This is a genomic window from Bradyrhizobium ivorense (genome assembly GCF_900696085.1).
In the GTDB taxonomy this organism is placed as follows: domain Bacteria; phylum Pseudomonadota; class Alphaproteobacteria; order Rhizobiales; family Xanthobacteraceae; genus Bradyrhizobium; species Bradyrhizobium ivorense.
Genome location: NZ_CAADFC020000004.1, coordinates 1,489,101 through 1,508,333 on the forward strand (window position 1 = coordinate 1,489,101; position 19,233 = coordinate 1,508,333).

Sequence of the window (19,233 nt, forward strand, 5' to 3'; positions counted from 1 at the left end):
GACGCCAGCGCAGCAACGGCCAGCTTCGGAAAACAAAAACGTGCCGCCTTGCGGGCAGCACGTGCGGGGCATTCTATGCTGCGCCCGGTCCGTGTCAATCGCCACGAAGTGGCCTTCCTGCAATGCGAAACGCATGCAATCCGGAGTATTCCGGAGCAGTGGAAAAGCCTGATTGCAAGGCTTAAATGTTGGGAACATGTGGACGCGCTGCCGCGGACTCTTGCGCCAGAGTCACGCCATATTGTAGCGTTTGGCCTGTCGGGTACGACATCTCGTGCGGCAGTACTGGACCCTCTTAGTAGCCATTTGTTCTGCGTGAACGTTCGGGCGCAACAGCACGCCCGGCGAGGGCTAAGGGATTCTGACCGCGGGGATTTTGACAGATTTGGCTCGCAGCGCCGCTCCCATCACCGGCCGGCGCACCGCGAAAGGAAGAATGCGATGACGGTATTGACCTGGTCCGACGATCGCGTCGAGCAGCTGAAGAAGCTCTGGGAGAGTGGCCTCTCCGCCAGCCAGATCGCGGCGGAACTCGGCAATGTGACGCGAAACGCCGTGATCGGCAAAGTCCATCGGCTCGGCCTGTCCGGCCGCGCCAAGGCGCCCTCCACCGCCGCGCCGCGGCAGCGCAAGGCCCGTCCCGCCCAGCACATGATGCGGGTGGCGCGCCCGGTCTCGCGCGGCAACACCGCGCTGGCGCAGGCCTTCGAGGTCGAACTCGAGCCGGATCCGATCGCCTACGACAACGTGGTGCCGATGAGCCAGCGGCTGTCGCTGCTGGAGCTGAACGAGGCCACCTGCCATTGGCCGGTCGGCGATCCCTCGAGCCCGGAATTCTTCTTCTGCGGCGGCAAGGCGCTCACCGGCCTGCCCTATTGCGCGCATCACTCGCGCGTCGCCTACCAGCCCGCCGGCGATCGCCGCCGGCCGTCGAACAAGCCGCAGCTCAAATAGGCGACGACGAAACCAGCAAAGACGTCAAAAAAGAAATCCCCGCGAAGGCGGGGATTTTTTTGTTGCAGCGGTCGGACCGGGCCTTACGGCTGCGGCTCGGCCTTGGCAAAGCGGTCGTCGAGGGCGTAGCCGGCGCCGCGCACGGTGCGGATCGGATCCTGCTCGCGGCCCGGATTGAGCAGCTTGCGCAGGCGGCCGATATGCACGTCGACGGTCCGCTCGTCGATATAGATGTCGCGGCCCCAGACGCTGTCGAGCAGCTGCTCGCGGCTGAACACGCGGCCGGGATGCTCGAGGAAGAATTCGAGCAGCCGATATTCGGTCGGGCCGAGATCGATCGGGCGGCCGGAGCGCGCAACGCGGCGCTTCTCTCGGTCGAGCTCGATGTCGCCATAGGTCAGCACGGTGGCGAGCCGCTCGGGGCTGGCGCGGCGCAGCAGGCCCTTCACCCGCGCCAAGAGCTCCGGCACCGAGAATGGCTTGACGATATAATCGTCGGCCCCGGTGGCGAGCCCGCGCACCCGCTCGCTCTCCTCGCCGCGCGCGGTCAGCATGATGATCGGCAGCTGCTTGGTCTCGGGACGTGCCCGCAAGCGGCGGCAGAGCTCGATGCCGGACAGGCCCGGCAGCATCCAGTCGAGCACCACGAGATCGGGAACGCGCTCCTTGAGGCGGGTGTCGGCATCGTCGCCGCGCCCGACCGTTTCGACATCGTAGCCTTCCGCGTCGAGGTTGTAGCGCAACAGCGTTGTCAGCGCTTCCTCGTCTTCGACTACCAGAATGCGTGCGCTCATCGGTCTAAGTTCTCTCTATCTTGATCCGTTGCCCAGACGCAAAACCGAAACGCTCATCGTCCTGATGAGCACGATCTTGTCGGAAAACCGGTACCCACTTTCCGGATCGTGCTTCAGTTACCCGGCACCGTGGTCGCAAAGTTGGTCATGTCGCCCTTCGGGCGCTTGTCGGTGATCTGCTGGCCCTCGATCATGTAGAACACGGTCTCGGCGATGTTGGTGGCATGGTCGCCGATCCGCTCGATATTCTTGGCGCAGAACATCAGGTGGATGCAGAACGAGATGTTGCGCGGATCTTCCATCATGTAGGTGAGCAGCTCGCGGAACAGCGAGGTGCAGATCGCGTCGACCTCCTCGTCGCCCTTCCAGACGTTCATCGCCGCCGGCAAATCGTGCGCGGCGTAGGCGTCGAGCACCGACTTGACCTGCGACAGCACGAGGTCGGTCATGTGCTCCAGGCCGCGGATCAGCTTCAGCGGCTGGAAATCGCTCTCCAGCGCCGCGACGCGCTTGCCCATGTTCTTGGCGAGGTCGCCGATCCGCTCGAGGTCGGTGGCCACCCGCATCGCGCTGACGATCTCGCGCAGGTCGATCGCCATCGGCTGGCGCCGCGCGATCGTCAGCACCGCGCGCTCTTCGATGACGCGCTGCAGGCTGTCGATCTCGATGTCGGCGGCGACCACGCGCTTGCCCAGCGCGACGTCGCGGCGGATCAGCGCATCGACCGACTCGGTGATCATGCGCTCGACCAGGCCGCCCATCTCGGCGACCAGGCGGGTCAACTCCTGCAGGTCGCTGTCGAATGCCTTGGCGGTATGTTCAGAAGCCATCGCTTGTCTCCTTCGATCATAATCCCAAGAGGATCACGATCTCATGCCTTCATTTCAGCCTGATCTCGGCGGGAAACCATCCCCGCTTTTTTCCGATCAGGCGTTAGCCGAACCGACCGGTGATGTAGTCCTGGGTGCGCCGATCGCTCGGCGAGGTGAAGATCTTGTTGGTGTCGTCGAACTCGATCAACTCGCCGAGATACATGAAGGCGGTCTTGTCGGAGACGCGCGCCGCCTGCTGCATGTTGTGGGTCACGATCGCGATCGTGTAGTCCTCGGACAGTTCCTGGATCAGCTCCTCGACCTTGGCGGTCGAGATCGGATCGAGCGCCGAGCACGGCTCGTCGAACAGGATCACCTCGGGCCGCACTGCCACCGTGCGCGCGATGCACAGGCGCTGCTGCTGGCCGCCGGACAGCGACAGGCCGGAGGCGTTCAGCTTGTCCTTGACCTCGTTCCACAGCGCGCCGCCGCGCAGCGCCTTCTCGACCCGGCCGTCCATCTCCGACTTCGAGATCTTCTCGTAAAGGCGGATGCCGAAGGCGATGTTCTCGTAGATCGTCATCGGGAACGGCGTCGGCTTCTGGAACACCATGCCGACCCGGGCCCGCAGCAGGTTGAGGTCGAGCTTGGGGTCGAGGATGTTGGTCTGGTCCAGCATCAGCTGGCCGACCGCGCGCTGGCCCGGATAGAGATCATACATCCGGTTGAAGATGCGCAGCAGGGTCGACTTGCCGCAGCCCGACGGGCCGATGAACGCCGTGACGCGGTTGGTGCCGAGCGTCAGGTTGATGTTCTTCAGCGCGTGGTGCTCGCCATAATAGAAGTTGAGGTTGCGCGCCGTAACCTTCGGCGCGGCTTCCGGCAGCGGCGCCTGGGGAACGTGGCCGGCGGCGGTGGTCGAAATGGAAAGCTCGGTCATTTTGCGGCCCTTTCGGCACCAAGGATACGCGCGCCGATATTGAGCGCGAGCACGGTGAAGGTGATGAGCAGTGCGCCGCTCCAGGCCAACTCCTTCCAGTAGGCGTAGGGGCTTTGCACGAAGTTGTTGATGGTCACCGGCAGGTTGGCCATCGTCTTGTTCAGGCTCAGGCTGAAGAACTGGTTCGACAGCGCGGTGAACAGCAGCGGCGCGGTCTCGCCGGCGACGCGGGCGGTCGCCAGCAGCACACCGGTGATCAGGCCCGACCGCGCGGCACGGTAGGCGATCCGCTTGATCACCAGCGAACGCGGCAGGCCGAGCGCGCTTGCCGCCTCGCGCAGCGGATTGGGCACCAGCAGCAGCATGTCCTCGGTGGTGCGCAGCACGACCGGGATGACGATGACGGCGAGCGCGAGCGCGCCGGCGATCGCCGAGAAGCCGCGCATCGGCACCACCACCGCGCCGTAGATGAACAGGCCGATGATGATCGAGGGGGCGCTGAGCAGGATGTCGTTGATGAAGCGGATCACCGAGGTCAGCTTGTCATGCTTGCCGTATTCGGCAAGGTAGGTGCCGGCGAACAGGCCGAGCGGCGCGCCGATGCCGACCCCGATCACGGTCATGATGACCGAGCCGACGATGGCGTTGAGCAGGCCGCCTTCGGTCGAGCCGGGCGGCGGCGTGTTCTGGGTGAACAACTGCACGCTCATGCCGGCAAGGCCGTTGTAGAGCAGCGTGATCAGGATTAGCGCCAGCCAGGTGACGCCGAACGCGGCGGCACCGAAGCAGAGCGCGCGGATGATGATGTCGTTGCGGCGGCGGGATTTGTAGATCGGGTTCATGACGTCACTTCCCCGCCTTGTTCTCAAGCCGCATCAGCATCAGACGCGCCGCGGCGAGCACGAAGAAGGTCAACACGAACAGCAGCAGGCCGAGCAGGATCAGGCCGGACTGATGCAGCCCGTCGCTCTCGGCGAATTCGCTGGCGATCGCCGCCGAGATCGTGGTGCCCGGCGCGAAGATCGACGATGAGATGCGGAACGAGTTGCCGATGATGAAGGTCACCGCCATGGTCTCGCCGAGCGCGCGGCCGAGCGCCAGCATGATGCCGCCGATCACGCCGACCCGGGTGTAGGGGATCACCACGTTCTTGACGACTTCCCAGGTGGTGCACCCCATGCCGTAGGCGGCCTCCTTGAGCACCGGCGGCACGGTCTTGAACACGTCGACCGAGATCGCGGTGATGAAGGGCAGCACCATGATCGCCAGGATCAGCGCCGCATTGAACAGGCTGAGATAGGACGGCGGGCCGGCGAAGATCGCGCCCAGCACCGGCACGCCCTCGAAGATCCGGATCATGAAGGGCTGGAAGGTGTTGGCGAGGAACGGGCCCAGCACGAAGAAGCCCCACATGCCGTAGATGATCGAGGGGATGCCGGCGAGCAGCTCGATCGCGATGCCGATCGGGCGGCGCAGCCATTGCGGGCACAGCTCGGTGAGGAACACGGCAATGCCGATGCCGACCGGAATCGCGATCATCATCGCGATCACCGAGGTGATCAGCGTGCCGTAGATCGGACCGAGCGCGCCGAGCACCGGCGGATCGGCCGAGGGCGCCCAGCGCTGCGTGAACAGGAAGGCGAAGCCGTATTCCCGCATCGCCGGCCAAGCGCCGACGATCAGCGACAGGATGATGCCGCCGAGGATCAGGAGGACCGAGATCGCCGAGATACGGGTGATCCAGTAGAAGGTGGCATCACCGAGCTTGAACGCGCTGAGGGCCTTGGCGCGATCATACGGACCGGCAGCTTCCATCACATCGCCCTGAACAGCCATGTCTGCCACGCCTATCCCCTCTCTACTATGTGAAAGCAACGCAAACCGCTACGCCCCCGAAGCGATCTTCACCGACGCTTTTGGGCCGGGCGTCATTCCGGCTGCGACCCGAAGGACGCGCGAGCCCAAGCTCCATGGTTTTATGGGTCGTGGCGGAGCAGGCTCTTGGCACTTCAACCTGTGCCGCCGTTGGGCGGCACAGGCCTCATTCGAAACGTTGCGACTTAGCTCTTGATGTCCGCGGCCCAGGTCTTCTCGATCAGCTTGACGACCGAATCCGGCATCGGGATGTAGTCGAGCTCTTCAGCCGCCTTGTCGCCCTTCTCGAAAGCGTACTTGAAGAACTTGAGGGCTTCCTGCGAGGCCGCCTTGTCGGTCGCATCCTTGTGCATCAGGATGAAGGTCGCCGCGGTGATCGGCCAGGAGGCATCGCCCGGCTGGTCGGTCAGGATCACGTAGTAGCCGGGAGCCTTGGCCCAGTCGGCGTTCGCGGCAGCGGCCTGGAAGGCTTCCATGGTGGGCTGCACGGTCTTGCCGGCCTTGTTGACCAGCGCGGCATAGGTCAGCTTGTTCTGCTTGGCGTAGGCGTACTCGACATAGCCGATCGCGTTCTTGGTCTGGCTGATGTTGCCGGCGACGCCTTCGTTACCCTTGGCGCCAACGCCGACCGGCCATTCGACCGCGGTGCCCGAACCGACCTTGGACTTCCAGTCAGCGTTCGACTTGGAGAGATAGTCGGTGAAGTTGAAGGTGGTGCCCGAACCGTCCGAGCGGCGCACGACGGTGATGGCGTCGGCCGGCAGCTTCAGCTTCGGATTGAGCTTGGCGATCGACTCGTCGTTCCACTTGGTGACCTTGCCGAGATAGATGTTGCCGAGCACTTCGCCCGACAGGATCAGCTCGCCCGGCTTGACGCCTTCGAGGTTCACGACCGGAACGATCGCGCCCATCACCATCGGCCACTGGACGAGGCCGTCCTTCTCGAGCTGCTCGGCCTTGAGGGGCGCGTCGGTGGCGCCGAAGGTCACGGTCTTGGCCTGGATCTGCTTGATGCCGGCGCCGGAGCCGATCGACTGATAGTTCAGACCGTTGCCGGTCTCCTTCTTGTAGGCGTCAGCCCATTTCGAATAGATCGGGAACGGAAACGTCGCGCCCGCGCCGGTAATATCGGCAGCGAAGGCCGACGTCGAAGCGGCGACCATGCCGGCAGCGACGATTGCTTTGATGAAATTCATGGGGTCGTCTCCATCTTGTGAGCGAAGCGCCGAATGCGCCCGATCGCGCTCACGCCGGTCCATCTAGGAGCGGTCGGTGCTGGTTTTATAAAGGTTAGATGACAGTTGGATGACAGCGCCAAGCTGCTGAAAATGCTTAGCTTTGTGTCGGTACCAGGGTCTTCGGGCGAGGAAAACAGGCGGTAAAAGTGGCGCCGTTTTTCGGCACGCTTTCGATCAGAAGCCGCCCGCGATGACGGTTAAGAATATGTTTCACCAGCGATAATCCGAGGCCTGTTCCGCCCTGGTTGCGGCTGTCGCCGACATCCACCCGGTAGAACCGCTCGGTCAGCCGCGGCAGGTGCTCCGGGGCGATGCCGGGGCCGAAATCCCGGACCATGACCCGGATTTCGGGCGACGGGTCCCCCGACGCCGCCTGGCTGAGCGACACTATGACGCGGCCGCCCGAGGCGCCGTATTTGAGCGCGTTCTCGATCAGGTTCTCGAACAGCCGCAGCAGTTCCTCGCGGTCGCCGGCGATCGCGACCGGCGTCTCCGGCAGGTCGACATCGATCTCGACCTGGCGCTCGGCGGCCAGCGCCTCGAGCCCGTCGACCACCTGGCGGATGATCGGCACGATATCGATCGAGGCCTCGGGCCGGACATGGGCCGAGAGCTCGACCCGCGACAGCGACAGCAGATCGTCGATCAGCCGCGCCATGCGGGTGGCCTGGGTGTGCATGATGCCGAGGAAGCGCTCGCGCGCCCGCGCGTCCTCGCGCGCCGGCCCCTGCAACGTGTCGATGAAGCCGGACAAGGCGGCGAGCGGCGTGCGCAATTCGTGGCTCGCATTGGCGACGAAGTCGGCGCGCATTTCCTCGACCCGGCGCAGCGGCGTCAGATCGTGGAAGGTCATCAGCATGCACTTGTCGGTGCCGCCGAACTGGGTCGGCACCGGCACCGGCGTGATCACCAGTTCCATCCAGCGATCGACCGGCACGTGATCGGTGTAGGTGGCGCGGCGCGGCTCGGCAGTCGCGATCGCCTCGCGCAGCGCAGTGATAATCTCCGGCGAACGCAGGGCAAATTGCGCAAGTTCGTTCTTGCGCAGTGCCGGCGCGAGCTCGGCGGCGGCGGCATTGAGGTGGATGACGCGGCCGGCGCGATCGAGCAGCACGGCCGGATCCGGCATGCCGGCGACGACGGCGCTGACCGCATTGGCCTCGACCGGATTGACGCCGCGGACATCCTCGCGCGAGGCGGTCGCATCGTGCAGCCGCCACGGCACCAGCGCTGCGGCCGCGATGCAGGCGAACACCGCGCAGGCACGCACCAGCGACAATTCACCGAGCGCGACCACCACGCTGAGCGCAAGCGCCGCGGCGAGCAGGATCAGCGCGGCATGGCGCAGGCGGTCGGGCCATGGCGAGAAGATGGAGGAAGGCGAGTCGTCGATTGCCATCGCGGCGGCGTTTCCCTTCGGTTCGTGCCTCGCTCAGTGGAGGTCCCATCGACCTCGCGCCAGGAGCTGGCTGGCCGCTTCGTCAGGCGCCGGAGTCACCGCGCTTGCGGACAAAAACCGCCTCGTGCTGCGGCTCGGCGCGGGGACCCGAATCAGCCTGCGGCAGCCGTTTGAGTCGGGCGCCGACGATAACCTCCCGAAACGTCAGCAAGATTACAGATATGACAAACGGGGCAATATAGTAGAGCAGGCGGAACAACAGCATACCGCCGAGCAGGTCCTCGCGGTCCATCTGCCAGAGGCCGACCAGCATGGCGGCGTCGAACACCCCGAGGCCGCCGGGGGAATGGCTGGCGAAGCCGAGCAGGGTCGCTGACACGAAGATGACGGCGACCACGACGAACCCCAGATTGGGCTCGTCCGGCACCAGCACGTACATCGCCAGCGCGCAGAACCCGAGGTCGACGATGCCGATCGCGATCTGCAGCAGCGTCAATGGCCCACCCGGCAGAGTGACCGTCCAGGGCCCGCGGCCGACCACCCGCTTCTGGGTCCAGACCCAGACCACATAGGCGACCAGGGCGACGATGATCGCAAACGCCAGCGTCCGGTTCAGCCAGGGCGGCAGCTGGTCGATGTTGGCGGCGGCCTCCGGGTGATAGGCGATGCCGAGCCCGAGCACGGCGGCATTGCCGAGCCAGAAGGTCAGGCCGGCGAGGAAGCAGATCTTTGCGACGTCGATCGCGTTGAGGCCCCAGGCCGAATAGATCCGGTAGCGCACCGCGCCGCCGGTGAAGACGCTGGCGCCGACATTGTGGCCGATCGAATAGGAGGTAAAGGCCGCGAGCGCGTTGATGCGATAGGGCACATGGGCGTGGCCGATCGCGCGCACCGCGAACAAATCGTAGAAGGTCAGCGTGAAGTAGCCGGCGGTGACGAACAGCGCGGCCAGCGCGATCTGGCGCGGCTCGGTGCTCTTGATGGCCTCGAGCACCTCGTTGGTGTCGATGCCGCGCAGCATATGGTAGAGGACGTAGCAGGCGATGCCGATGACGGCGATGCTGATGACAACACCCAGCCTATGCAGGATCTGCTTCTGGCGCAGAAACGCCATCGCCCTGCGTATTGCTTCCAGCATCTAGACCTCGAGTTGCGATCCCGCGACGGCGGCTCCCGGGCGAACCCCGCCGACGCTCCGCTGTTCCCTGCCCCGTGTAGCGTGTTTTAAGCCGCAGTGGAATTCGTCAAAAGACAATAAAACGCGCATCTTCAAGATATTAGGGATGATTCATGACAGTGGATGCACAAATTTGAGCGTTTCCCGTCACCTGCGACCAAGCTTCGCGGTGCGCGTGTGGGAGATAACTCACCCAACCATCGGCGTGTGAATCCGGGAAACTACGGCATTGGCGCGGCGCCGGGCGGCGATGTTGCACGGCTTTGCCGGCGCTTTCCGACCAGAAGCGACCGCGCAGCGCAGCTCCCGGCCCGATACTGCCTTCAGAATGATCAGCCCAGGCTGCAATTCGCCGCAGCCGCCGCCGCGAGATCGTCGGTCGGCAGATTGGCGCGGACGTGGCCGCGCGCCTCGTCACGCCCGCGCGGCGGCCACCGCCGCGACGATCTCTGCGGCATCGGGGAAATGCCCCTTGGCGCGCTTGGCGAGGACCTTGTCGCCAAGCCTGACTTCGAAGATGCCGCCCCTGCCGGGGACCAACGTCGCCTCCAGCCCGAGGCGCGTGCGCAACAGCGCGGCGGCCTCCTTTGCACGCTTCTCGTAGCCGCAGGGTCGGCAATAGGTGATCGAGATCTCCGTCATGTCAGCCTCCTCATGCCGCAAAGCGCGGTTGCGCGGACGCGGCCTCGATGCCGGCGATCCAGCCCGCCACCGAGCGGCCGATGGCCTCCGGATGGTCTTCCTGCAGATAGTGCGCACCGGCGCCGAGCTGAATGACGGCGCAGTGCGTGAGCGTCGCGGCAAAATCCGCGGCGAATGCCGGCGAGACCAGCGCACCGGGCGTTCCCACGAATAGCAGCTTTGGATAGGTCGACGCGGCGAGCGCCGCATGGGCCGCCGTGAGCGACTGATCGACATCGGCGGGCTCGCCCGCAATCGGCAGTTCGCGCGGCAGCATCAAGGTCGGCTTGCGGCTCTCGCGCGTCGTGAACGGCGCGCGGTACGCGTCCATCTCCTCCGCGCTGAGCTGGCGCAGGATCGAGCCCGGCAAGACGCGTTCGACAAAGGCATTGTTGTCGAGGATCATCGCCTCGCCCTCGCCCGGCGTGCGGAATTTCCTGAACGTGTCGCGCGCGGCCTGATGCTGGTGGAAATCCGACCAGTCGCGCATCGGGCGGATGAATTCCATGAAGGCAAGCCCGCGCACGAAGTCGGGGCGGCGCGCGGCAAGATGAAACGCCAGCGCCGTGCCCCAATCCTGCGCGACCAGATAGGCCGATCGGATATCGAGGTCATCGATCAGCGCGTCGAGATAGTCCGCATGATCGAAGAAGCGGTAGGCAATATCCGGCTTGCCGGATTGCCCATAGCCGATCAGGTCGGGCGCGACGCAGTGCCCGACCGGCGCGACCAGCGGCATGATGTTGCGCCAGATGTAGGACGAGGTCGGATTGCCGTGCAGGAACACCACGTGCGGCGCCTCGCGCGAACCGATCTCGCGATAGGCCATCGTGGTCCCGCGCACGGGCCGGTGATGCAGGCTGATGTCGGCAGACACGCTCATGGCAGCTCCTTGAATACGGTTTGGAATGCGATCGTCTTGAAACGCGCCAGCGCGGCTTCGCTGCGCTCGACCTTCATGCGCAGCATCGCGCCCTGCCAGGATGCCAGCAGGAAATCTGCGAGCTCATCGGCATCGAAGTCGGACGCGATCTCGCCCTTGGCCTGCGCTTCGGCAATGCAGGCGGCGAACGGCACACGCCATTCGCGGAAGATCGCGTCGAGCTGCTCGCGCAGCAGCTCGCTCGAACCTGACGCCTCGAGGCTGAAGTCGCCGATCAGGCAGCCGCGGGTAAAGCCGTCATTGGCAAGCTTGCCGGTGATCAGATCGAGATAGCGCCTGAGCCGCGCCCGCGGCGGCGCCGATCTGTCATCCAGCGCTTCCGCGACCAGGCCGCGGACATAGAGGAAGTAGCGGTCAAGCACTTCGGAGGCGAAGGCCTCCTTGGAGCGGAAATGGTTGGTGAAGGACCCCTGCGGCGCGCCGGCGGCCGCGGTGACGTCGCGCACGCTGGTGCCGTGATAGCCGGTGCGGAACATCGCCTTCAGGCCGGCGTCGAGGATGGTTTCGCGTAGAGAGGGTTTGGGCATATCTTTATCAATACGTACGTACGTATTAACTGTCAAGCGGCGATTTGGGATCGCCGGCGCGGCGCCGACGCGTCCTTTTCAGTCAGGCAGGTATTGGGATCTCAGTTCGCCGGCCGGCTGCGCGACACCACCCGGTCGCGCAGCCAGGAGCCGATGGCGCAGCCGACCAGGTAGAGCGCGAACATCACCAGGAACAGGTCGAGCCAGTAGCCGAAGCGGCCGGGCACGATCCGGCTGAATGACGCGGCGAGCAGCGCGATGGCCAACAACGCCAGCCACCGCATCCACATCCGGGAGACGCCCTGCGCCCGATGCACCACGGCGATCCAGCCCATGCCGAAGCCGAGCAGCAGCGCCGCCAGCAGCCAACCCCAGAAGAATGTCGCGAGCGCCATCATCGTTACTTCACCACGAATTCGATGCGCCGGTTCTGCGCCTTGCCGTCTTCGCTGTCGTTGCCGGCCACCGGCTGCGTGCTGCCATAGCCGATCGGCGCGAAGCGGCTGGCCGGTAGCCCAGCGCGCACCAGATAGTCGACCACCGCCTGCGCACGCCGCTCCGACAGCGTGCGGTTGGTGGCCTCTTCGCCGTCGCCGTCGGTGTGGCCAGCGACCTCAATGGTCGCGTTGGGACAGCGCATCGCGGTCTCGATCAGGCGGTCGAGCAGCCCGGCGGAGTCAGGGACGATGTCGGCCTTGCCGGATTCGAAACGGATCTTGCCCTTGGAGAGGATCTCGGAGAACAGCTGCTGGCACACCGTGGGATCGACCGGCGCCGCCGCCGGCTTGACCGTGACCTCAGCCTTGTACTGCCAGCCCTGCGGAAAATCCTTGCCGAGGCCGTCGCGGATCTGGCCGGCGGCGGCGTCATAGAGCGCGTCGCCCGACAGCTTGACCTCGCGGTCCGACACCACCAGCGTGCCGGTCGACAGCCGCGACAGCGCGCCGAGCGCCGGCACCACCGCGGCGGCAAAGCCCGACGGCGCGCCGACGCTGGCCTTGAGATTGTCGACCACCTTTTCGCTGAAGAATTTTCGCCCCGCCGCGGCGACCAGCGCGGCGTGCACGTTGTTGTCCGGGACGTAGCCGGTCAGCGTCAGCGTCACCGCGACCGGATCCTTGTAGGCCTGGAACACATAGGGCGGCGCCTTGATGTCGTTGGCGGCGACCGAATAGCCCTCCGGCAGGTTCTTCAGCGCCGCCGCGATCGCTTCGCGGCCGCCGAGCTCGCGCGCCATGCCGGCGAGCGCGATCTTGGTGTCGGTCAGCGTGATCTTGCCGTCCTTCAGCTTGCCGATCTGATCGAGCAGCAGCAGCGCCACGGTGTCAAACCGCTGCGGCGCGCCGCGGGCCAGCGCCATCTGGTCCGCGACCTCGACGCCGCCGAGACCGGCCTTCGCGGCCTCCACCAGCTTGCTCTTGCTCGACGGCAATGGCGCGTTGCCGCCAAGCGTCACGCGCACGACGTCGCGTTCGGCGGACCAGACGAACGGCTTGGCTTCGGGAACAAGGCGGGTTTCATCGTTGACCAGCCGCACGCCCGGCACAGCGTCGACCGAGGCCACCGCGCTGAGGCGGCCGTCTTCGGAGAAGGCATTGGCGGCAAAGGTGACGTCGCGGCCGTCGACGCTGATGCGGCGCTTGTCGAGCACGGTGTCCTTGAGTGCGGCATTAGAACGCGCGGCAAGATCGCCCTCAACCGTTGCCGTGCTGGTCCAGGCCGCGATACCCCAAAAGATGACCAGCGGAATCACACCCGGCCACCACTTGCTACTCCACTTGAAAAGTCCGTGCATTCAGGGTCCTGCGGGTCGGGAACCAGAGAGAAAACAAACCCTTGGCTGACTGTCAAACCCCAAATCGCGCTGCCCTGCGGAGCCGCCGTGTCCGAGTGGAATAACAGTTTCTTCAGTGGTCTTTCGCTAAGTTCAGCGCGGAATGCAAATCGGCCGGCCCGCGCCCTCATGAAACAACTCCGCAACGCCGTGATCCGCGCCGGGATGGAAGCGCTGTATTTCTCGGGTGCCCATGTGCTGCTGCGGCCGATCTTCGGCGGCGTCGGCACCATCTTCATGCTGCACCACGTGCGCCCGCCGCGTAGCGACGCGTTCCAGCCCAATCGCCATCTCGAGGTCGAACCGGACTTCCTGCGCAGGATGCTGGCGCATCTGCGCGCGCTCGACGTCGACGTCGTCAGCATGGACGAGGCGCATCGCCGTCTCACCGAACGGAATTTTTCGCGGCGCTTCGCCTGCTTCACCCTGGACGACGGCTACCGCGACAACCGAGATTATGCGCTGCCGGTGATGCGCGAATTCGACGCGCCGCTGATCGTCTATGTCGCCAGCGATTTTGCCGAGGGTTGCGGCCGGCTGTGGTGGATCGCGCTGGAGCGGGTGATCGCGGCGGCGTCCGCGATCGAGGTGCCGATCGACGGCGCGATGACCCGGCTCGACACCGCGACGGCACCGGCCAAACAGGCCGCCTTCAACCGCATGCATACATGGCTGCGTTCACTGCCCGGCGAGGCCGAGATGCAGGATGCGATCGCGACGCTCTGCACCCGGCACGGCGTCGATCAAACCGGCATCGCCCGCGAGCTCTGCATGTCCTGGGACGAGTTGCGCGCGTTTGCCGACGATCCGCTGGTTACCATCGGCGCGCACACCATCACCCATTGCAATCTCGCCAAGCAGAGCGAGACGATCGCCGCGTTCGAACTTGCGACCAGCCGCGCCCGAATCGAGGACGCGCTGCAGCGGCCGGTGCTGCATCTCGCCTATCCCTATGGCGACCGGATCGCCGCCGGCCAGCGCGAATTCGCGCTCGCCAAAAAGATCGGCTTCCGAACCGCGGTCACCACGCGGCCGGGCATGCTGTTTCCGGAGAGCGCCGACCACATGACGGCGCTGCAGCGGGTCTCGCTCAACGGCCATTACCAGCAGCCGCGGCTGTTGCCGGTCCTGACCTCCGGCGCGGCCACCGCGGTGTGGAACGGCTTTCGCCGCGTCGACGCGGCGTAGAGCCGCTTCTGCGAAGCCCGGGTGCAGCCAAAACAGCGAAAACAACCCCATGCAAAGTAGCCGGCGGCTGCCGGGGTTCGACCGGGCGGCTTGACCGCTCCACGTAGCCCGGATGAAGCGCAGCGCAATCCGGGGCAGGTGCGTCCGCGGATAGACCTCTCCCGGATTTCGCGGAGCCTGTCATCGGGCGCGCGTTCGCGCGACCGTTGGCTCGATCCGGGCTACCGGTGCCTCCATGTTTCTTGACTCGCCCCTCGGCCACGCCCAGAACCAACGGCAACGCAACGGAGGGACGCAATGTTCAAGGACCTGTTCTCACTCAACGGCCGCGTCGCGCTGGTGACCGGCGGATCGCGCGGCATCGGCAAGATGATCGCGGCCGGATTCCTCGCGCAGGGCGCGGCGAAGGTCTACATCACCGCACGCAAGGCCGGGCCCTGCGAGGCGACCGCCCAGGAGCTGTCCGCCGCCTATGACGGCGAGTGCATCGCGCTGCCGATCGACATCTCGACGGTGGAGGGCTGCGACAGGCTCGCCGCGGAAATCATCAAGCGCGAGCCGAAGCTCGACATCCTCGTCAACAATGCCGGCGCGGCCTGGGGCGCCGATTTCGACGAATTCCCGGAGAGCGGCTGGGACAAGGTGATGAACCTCAACGTCAAGTCGATCTTCTTCCTGACCAAGGCGCTGGCAAAGCCGCTGCGCGCGGCGGCCTCGCACGACAGACCGGGCAAGGTGATCAACATCGCCTCGATCGACGGCATCTTCGTCAACCCGATGGAGACCTATTCCTATGCCGCCAGCAAGGCGGCAGTGATCCACCTGACGCGGCGGATGGCGACGCGCCTCGTCAAGGACAACATCAACGTCACCGCGATCGCGCCGGGCGCCTTCAAGTCGGATATGAACCGCGCCGCGCGCGATCACGCCGACGAAGTCGCAAAGCGCGTGCCGTCGCGACGGGTCGGCACCGACGAGGATATGGCGGGGACTGCGATCTATCTCGCCTCGCGCGCCGGCGATTACGTGGTGGGCACCACCATCGCGGTCGACGGCGGCGTGGTCTACGCGACCGCGGGGCTGGAGATCGCGGGGTAATCCGCGAGCGCGGCATCGAAGGTGCGCTCCCTCGCCCCGCTCTCTTGTCCGCCGACGCCCGCCTTCGGGCGAAGGCGGATGCGGGGAGAGGGTTGGGGTGAGGGGCTGCCTCCGCAGAACGTGGCGGCATTTGGACTCGCTGAGAATCCCCTCACCCGGAACGCATCTGGCGATGCGTTCCGACCTCTCCCCGCAGGCGGGGCGAGGTGAAGCGGTGTCCGCGGCTCGATTCGAGGTTGCGTCATCCCGCGCTGGCGAGCGCACGTCGCAAAAAGAAAGGGGCGAGCCAGGACCTTCTCGGCTCACCCCTTTCGTGGTCTCTCTCCGGGAGGAGAGAACTCTTATTTGAGCATGATCTCGTCGGAAAACCGCTTCACACTTTTCCGGATCACGCTCTCAGCTCTCGATTCTCACATATTCGAAATCGCCGGGCTTGTTGTCGATGCCGACCTTGGGCGCCGAGATCCAGGAGGCGAACTGGCCGGGCTCGGTGACCGGCTTCATCAGCGAGGCGATGAAGTCGCCGTCCTCGGTCGACGGCAGCCACTCGTTCTTGCGCTTGGCCCAGGTGGCGTTGTCGATCAGGAGGCCATCGGGGGTCGCGTGGACATCCTTGAACTCGCCGATCTGGCGATGGAAGACGGTGCTCGGCACCGCGAGCTTGTAGTCGTAGCCCGCGGTCGAGATCACCTTGTTCCAGCGCAGCATGCCCTTGACGCAGTCCTGCGTGTAGTCATCACGCAGCCGCATGTTGAGCGCGGTCAGCGCCGGCTCGTCGACCATCTTGATCTGGCCGTCGACCAGCTTCATGACCGGATAGGTCGAGTTCTTGAGCTGGTGATCGTCCTCGATGGTGGTTTCCTTGTAGCGGCCCTTGATGCCGGCGTTGAAGGCGTTGGCCGCATTGGTCGACACTTCCGAGCCGAACAGGTCGAGCGACAGCGAATAGTGCAGGTTCAGCTTCTTCTGGATGGTCGGCAGGTCGATCACCCCTAACGCACGAACCTTGGCGATGTCGGTCGGATCGGTGATGCCGGCCTCGCGCATCGCATCGCAAGTGCGCTGCACGACGCGGGTGATGCCGGTCTCGCCGACGAACATGTGATGCGCTTCCTCGGTCAGCATGAAGCGGCAGGTGCGCGACAGCGGATCGAAGCCCGACTGCGCCAGCGAATGCAACTGCATCTTGCCGTCACGATCGGTGAAGTAGGTGAACATGAAGAACGACAGCCAGTCCGGCGTCGCCTCGTTGAAGGCCCCGAGCATGCGCGGAGAATCCGCGTCACCGGAGCGGCGGCGCAGCAAATCGTCGGCTTCCTCGCGGCCGTCGCGGCCAAAATACTTCTGCAAGAGGTAGACCATCGCCCAGAGATGGCGGCCTTCCTCGACGTTGACCTGGAACAGATTGCGCATGTCGTAGAGCGAGGGCGCGGTCTTGCCGAGATGGCGCTGCTGCTCGACCGAGGCCGGCTCGGTGTCGCCCTGGATCACGATCAGGCGGCGCAGCATGGCGCGATGCTCACCGGGGACTTCCTGCCAGGCCGGCTTGCCAAAGTCCTCGCCGAACGGGATGACGCGGTTCTCTTCCTGCGGGGCAAGCAGAATGCCCCAGCGATATTCCGGCATCCGCACATAGTCGAACTTGGCCCAGCCGCGCGGATCGACCGAATAGGCGGTGCGCAGATAGACCAGCGACTCCTGGAAACCGTCCGGGCCCATGTCGCTCCACCAGTCCATGTAACCGGGGTGCCAGCCCTCCAGCGCCTTGAGCACCTGGCGGTCCTCGGCGAGGTTCACGTTGTTCGGGATCTTGGTCGAGTAATCGACGTTCATGATGTTCATGTTCACGGCGTGCTCCTTTTCATCCTGGCTCGCATCGCACCTTGCTCCGTCGTCATCCCTGCACAATGGCTTCGCCATTGTCGCTGGAGGTGCTCGCGCATCTTTGCGCGAGCCTCGAAGGATGCTGTTGGGCACTGTCGCCTCCAATCATCCTTCGAGGCTCGCAAGCGCTCGCACCTCAGGATGACGGCGGTATTCGCCTCTACACGCGCGTCATGTCGAATTGCGCCTTCTGGCCGGTGCCGTAGCGGCGCAGCGCGCCGTCTTCACCGACCGCATTCGGCCGCTGGAAGATCCAGTTCTGCCACGCGGTCAGGCGCGAGAAGATCTTCGATTCCATGGTCTCCGGACCGACGAAGCGCAGATTGGCTTCCATGCCGGTGAGGCCGTCGGGCGAGAACGAGGTGCGTTCCTCGAAGAACACGCGGACCTCGTCGTCCCAGTCGATGTCGTCGAGCGCGAAGGTGACGAGACCGAGCTCTTCGGCCTCCTCGGCATCGAGCGCCTTGCCGATCGCGCCTTGCGCGCGCTCGAGATCCGACGGATCGGCCTGGAAGCGCGACTGCAGCCGGGTCAGGCCGTGGCTCATCGGATACGGGCCGAAGTTCATCGCGGTGAGCTCGATCGCCGGCGGCGGGCGGTTGTCGCCCTGCTTCTGGCCGATCAGCATGTAGGAGCGGTCGGCGGCGAACACGAGCTCGGCCAGCGTGCCGACGAAGCAGGAGCCAGGCTCGACCAGCGTCACCAGCGTGCGCGAGGTGACGTCGATGCGCTTGAGCACCCGCTTCCAATAGTGCCTGATCTCGTTGACCAGCCAGTGCGCCTTGTTGGCGTCAAGGAACGCGTCATACGACACAACATTGGCGCGGTCGCCGTGGCTCTTGAACACCAGCATCGCGATACCGAGCTCGTTGAGCCGCAGATGCAGGATCGCGTCATCGAGCTCGCGCGCGACCTGCAGCGGCCAGAACGCGGCGCCCTGCGCGATCATGCCGTCGATGTCGGCCGGCGCGGCGGTTTCCGGCGCCTTGATCGAGATGGTGGCGATGCGCGCGTTGCGGTCGATGTCGACGCTGACGAAATCGTAGCGGATCGCGCTGTCGTCGACGGTCCGGTTGAGCTTGGTCAGGGCGACGCCCTTGCCGGCGCCGTTGCGCTTCGACTTCGCGGCGAATTCCTTGACGCGCTCGGCGAGCTTGCCCTCGAGCTTGGAGTTCGGCGCGATCTCGTCGACCAGCCGCCACTGCACGGCGCGCTTGCCCTTGATGCCTTCCTCGATTGTGCAGAAGAAGTCGGCGTGGTCGCGGCGCACCTTGCGCTTGTCGACCACACGGGTGAGGCCGCCGGTGCCCGGCAGCACCGCGAGCAGCGGCACTTCCGGCAGCGCCACCGCAGCGGCGCCGTCATCGGCCATCATGATGTGATCGGTCGCGAGCGCCAGCTCATAGCCGCCGCCGGCCGCGGTGCCGTTGACGACGCAGATGAAGCTCTGGCCGGAATTCTCCGAAGAATCCTCCAGGCCGTTGCGGGTCTCGTTGGTGAACTTGCAGAAGTTGACCTTGTGGGCGTGGGTCGAGCCGGCCAGCATGCGGATGTTGGCGCCGGCACAGAACACCCGGTTCTTGCCCGAGCGCATCACCACCACCTTGACCTCGGGATGCTCGAAGCGGAGCCGCTGCACGGCGTCCGCCAGCTCGATGTCGACGCCGAGGTCGTAGGAATTCAGCTTGAGCTGGTAGCCCTCGAACAGGCCGGCATTCTCGTCGACGTCCATGGTCAGCGTCGCGACGTCACCGGCGACGTCCAGCTTCCAGTGCCGGTAGCGCTGCGGCTCGGTCTGGAAATCGATGTATTTCGCCCCGCCTGCAAGGACGCGATCGTCGCCAGCCATTGGGCCACCCTTTGCCGTTATTGGTTCAGATGTCTTCATG

At 65.3% G+C, this 19,233-nt stretch carries 18 protein-coding genes; 3 read left to right on the forward strand and 15 right to left on the reverse strand.

The window, feature by feature from the left end; all coding sequences use genetic code 11:
* Nucleotides 1-441 precede the first annotated feature (441 nt).
* On the forward strand, nt 442-954 hold the full coding sequence (locus CI41S_RS07735) for a GcrA family cell cycle regulator (RefSeq protein ID WP_139480338.1): 513 nt from the start codon (nt 442-444) through the stop codon (nt 952-954).
* 83 nt (nt 955-1,037) lie between these two features.
* Here the strand turns inward: CI41S_RS07735 and phoB are convergent, their stop codons facing one another.
* From phoB to CI41S_RS07800, 13 genes are all read right to left on the reverse strand, one after another.
* On the reverse strand, nt 1,038-1,748 hold the full coding sequence (phoB, locus tag CI41S_RS07740; RefSeq protein ID WP_016844067.1) for a phosphate regulon transcriptional regulator PhoB: 711 nt from the start codon (nt 1,746-1,748) through the stop codon (nt 1,038-1,040).
* 113 nt (nt 1,749-1,861) lie between these two features.
* Nucleotides 1,862-2,578 carry a phosphate signaling complex protein PhoU gene (gene phoU, locus CI41S_RS07745; RefSeq protein ID WP_139480340.1) on the reverse strand — a complete coding sequence of 239 codons (717 nt, stop codon included), beginning with the start codon at nt 2,576-2,578 and terminating at the stop codon, nt 1,862-1,864.
* 103 nt (nt 2,579-2,681) lie between these two features.
* Entirely contained in the window at nt 2,682-3,500 is an 819-nt protein-coding gene (pstB, locus tag CI41S_RS07750) for a phosphate ABC transporter ATP-binding protein PstB (protein ID WP_139480341.1), read from the reverse strand.
* Nucleotides 3,497-4,342, reverse strand: a complete 846-nt coding sequence (pstA, locus tag CI41S_RS07755) for a phosphate ABC transporter permease PstA (protein ID WP_139858217.1) — start codon at nt 4,340-4,342, stop codon at nt 3,497-3,499. The genes pstB and pstA overlap by 4 nt, the downstream gene beginning before the upstream one ends.
* Before the next feature lie 4 nt (nt 4,343-4,346).
* Complete coding sequence (gene pstC / locus CI41S_RS07760; RefSeq protein WP_172626647.1) at nt 4,347-5,336, reverse strand: phosphate ABC transporter permease subunit PstC; 990 nt, start codon at nt 5,334-5,336, stop codon at nt 4,347-4,349.
* A gap of 224 nt (nt 5,337-5,560) precedes the next feature.
* Nucleotides 5,561-6,571: a phosphate ABC transporter substrate-binding protein PstS gene (pstS, locus tag CI41S_RS07765; RefSeq protein WP_139480344.1), complete on the reverse strand. Its 1,011-nt coding sequence runs from the start codon at nt 6,569-6,571 to the stop codon at nt 5,561-5,563.
* A gap of 136 nt (nt 6,572-6,707) precedes the next feature.
* Nucleotides 6,708-8,012: an ATP-binding protein gene (locus CI41S_RS07770; RefSeq protein ID WP_139858219.1), complete on the reverse strand. Its 1,305-nt coding sequence runs from the start codon at nt 8,010-8,012 to the stop codon at nt 6,708-6,710.
* 82 nt (nt 8,013-8,094) lie between these two features.
* The gene (locus CI41S_RS07775) at nt 8,095-9,150 is read right to left on the reverse strand and encodes a lysylphosphatidylglycerol synthase domain-containing protein (protein ID WP_139858221.1); all 1,056 of its coding nucleotides are present in this window, start codon (nt 9,148-9,150) and stop codon (nt 8,095-8,097) included.
* Nucleotides 9,151-9,603: 453 nt separating this feature from the next.
* Nucleotides 9,604-9,831: a SelT/SelW/SelH family protein gene (locus CI41S_RS07780; protein ID WP_139858223.1), complete on the reverse strand. Its 228-nt coding sequence runs from the start codon at nt 9,829-9,831 to the stop codon at nt 9,604-9,606.
* 10 nt (nt 9,832-9,841) lie between these two features.
* A complete protein-coding gene (locus tag CI41S_RS07785; protein ID WP_139858225.1) occupies nt 9,842-10,753 on the reverse strand; it encodes a haloalkane dehalogenase in 912 nt (303 codons plus the stop codon).
* The gene (locus CI41S_RS07790) at nt 10,750-11,340 is read right to left on the reverse strand and encodes a TetR/AcrR family transcriptional regulator (protein ID WP_139858227.1); all 591 of its coding nucleotides are present in this window, start codon (nt 11,338-11,340) and stop codon (nt 10,750-10,752) included. Before CI41S_RS07790 ends, CI41S_RS07785 begins: the two co-directional genes overlap by 4 nt.
* 101 nt (nt 11,341-11,441) lie before the next feature.
* A complete protein-coding gene (locus tag CI41S_RS07795; RefSeq protein ID WP_139858229.1) occupies nt 11,442-11,738 on the reverse strand; it encodes a hypothetical protein in 297 nt (98 codons plus the stop codon).
* A gap of 2 nt (nt 11,739-11,740) precedes the next feature.
* Nucleotides 11,741-13,135, reverse strand: coding sequence for an OmpA family protein (locus CI41S_RS07800; protein ID WP_139858231.1), 1,395 nt, complete (start codon nt 13,133-13,135; stop codon nt 11,741-11,743).
* A 168-nt stretch (nt 13,136-13,303) separates the two neighbouring features.
* On the opposite strand from CI41S_RS07800, the gene CI41S_RS07805 reads away from it, so the two are divergent.
* Together CI41S_RS07805 and CI41S_RS07810 are read left to right on the forward strand one after the other, a co-directional pair.
* Nucleotides 13,304-14,362, forward strand: coding sequence for a polysaccharide deacetylase family protein (locus CI41S_RS07805; protein ID WP_139858233.1), 1,059 nt, complete (start codon nt 13,304-13,306; stop codon nt 14,360-14,362).
* 297 nt (nt 14,363-14,659) lie between these two features.
* The gene (locus CI41S_RS07810; RefSeq protein ID WP_139858235.1) at nt 14,660-15,460 is read left to right on the forward strand and encodes an SDR family NAD(P)-dependent oxidoreductase; all 801 of its coding nucleotides are present in this window, start codon (nt 14,660-14,662) and stop codon (nt 15,458-15,460) included.
* A gap of 396 nt (nt 15,461-15,856) precedes the next feature.
* Here the strand turns inward: CI41S_RS07810 and boxB are convergent, their stop codons facing one another.
* Together boxB and boxC are read right to left on the reverse strand one after the other, a co-directional pair.
* Nucleotides 15,857-17,308 (reverse strand): benzoyl-CoA 2,3-epoxidase subunit BoxB, encoded by a 1,452-nt coding sequence (gene boxB, locus CI41S_RS07815; RefSeq protein ID WP_139858238.1) that lies wholly within the window; start codon nt 17,306-17,308, stop codon nt 15,857-15,859.
* A gap of 196 nt (nt 17,309-17,504) precedes the next feature.
* Complete coding sequence (boxC, locus tag CI41S_RS07820) at nt 17,505-19,193, reverse strand: 2,3-epoxybenzoyl-CoA dihydrolase (RefSeq protein WP_139858240.1); 1,689 nt, start codon at nt 19,191-19,193, stop codon at nt 17,505-17,507.
* Nucleotides 19,194-19,233: the final 40 nt, after the last annotated feature.

Bases quoted from the DNA above. Each gene is read 5' to 3' on its own strand.
- CI41S_RS07735 (WP_139480338.1), top strand. From the start codon at position 442: ATGACGGTATTGACCTGGTCCGACGATCGCGTCGAGCAGCTGAAGAAG.
- phoB (WP_016844067.1), bottom strand. From the start codon at position 1,748: ATGAGCGCACGCATTCTGGTAGTCGAAGACGAGGAAGCGCTGACAACG.
- phoU (WP_139480340.1), bottom strand. From the start codon at position 2,578: ATGGCTTCTGAACATACCGCCAAGGCATTCGACAGCGACCTGCAGGAG.
- pstB (WP_139480341.1), bottom strand. From the start codon at position 3,500: ATGACCGAGCTTTCCATTTCGACCACCGCCGCCGGCCACGTTCCCCAG.
- pstA (WP_139858217.1), bottom strand. From the start codon at position 4,342: ATGAACCCGATCTACAAATCCCGCCGCCGCAACGACATCATCATCCGC.
- pstC (WP_172626647.1), bottom strand. From the start codon at position 5,336: ATGGCTGTTCAGGGCGATGTGATGGAAGCTGCCGGTCCGTATGATCGC.
- pstS (WP_139480344.1), bottom strand. From the start codon at position 6,571: ATGAATTTCATCAAAGCAATCGTCGCTGCCGGCATGGTCGCCGCTTCG.
- CI41S_RS07770 (WP_139858219.1), bottom strand. From the start codon at position 8,012: ATGGCAATCGACGACTCGCCTTCCTCCATCTTCTCGCCATGGCCCGAC.
- CI41S_RS07775 (WP_139858221.1), bottom strand. From the start codon at position 9,150: ATGCTGGAAGCAATACGCAGGGCGATGGCGTTTCTGCGCCAGAAGCAG.
- CI41S_RS07780 (WP_139858223.1), bottom strand. From the start codon at position 9,831: ATGACGGAGATCTCGATCACCTATTGCCGACCCTGCGGCTACGAGAAG.
- CI41S_RS07785 (WP_139858225.1), bottom strand. From the start codon at position 10,753: ATGAGCGTGTCTGCCGACATCAGCCTGCATCACCGGCCCGTGCGCGGG.
- CI41S_RS07790 (WP_139858227.1), bottom strand. From the start codon at position 11,340: ATGCCCAAACCCTCTCTACGCGAAACCATCCTCGACGCCGGCCTGAAG.
- CI41S_RS07795 (WP_139858229.1), bottom strand. From the start codon at position 11,738: ATGATGGCGCTCGCGACATTCTTCTGGGGTTGGCTGCTGGCGGCGCTG.
- CI41S_RS07800 (WP_139858231.1), bottom strand. From the start codon at position 13,135: ATGCACGGACTTTTCAAGTGGAGTAGCAAGTGGTGGCCGGGTGTGATT.
- CI41S_RS07805 (WP_139858233.1), top strand. From the start codon at position 13,304: ATGAAACAACTCCGCAACGCCGTGATCCGCGCCGGGATGGAAGCGCTG.
- CI41S_RS07810 (WP_139858235.1), top strand. From the start codon at position 14,660: ATGTTCAAGGACCTGTTCTCACTCAACGGCCGCGTCGCGCTGGTGACC.
- boxC (WP_139858240.1), bottom strand. From the start codon at position 19,193: ATGGCTGGCGACGATCGCGTCCTTGCAGGCGGGGCGAAATACATCGAT.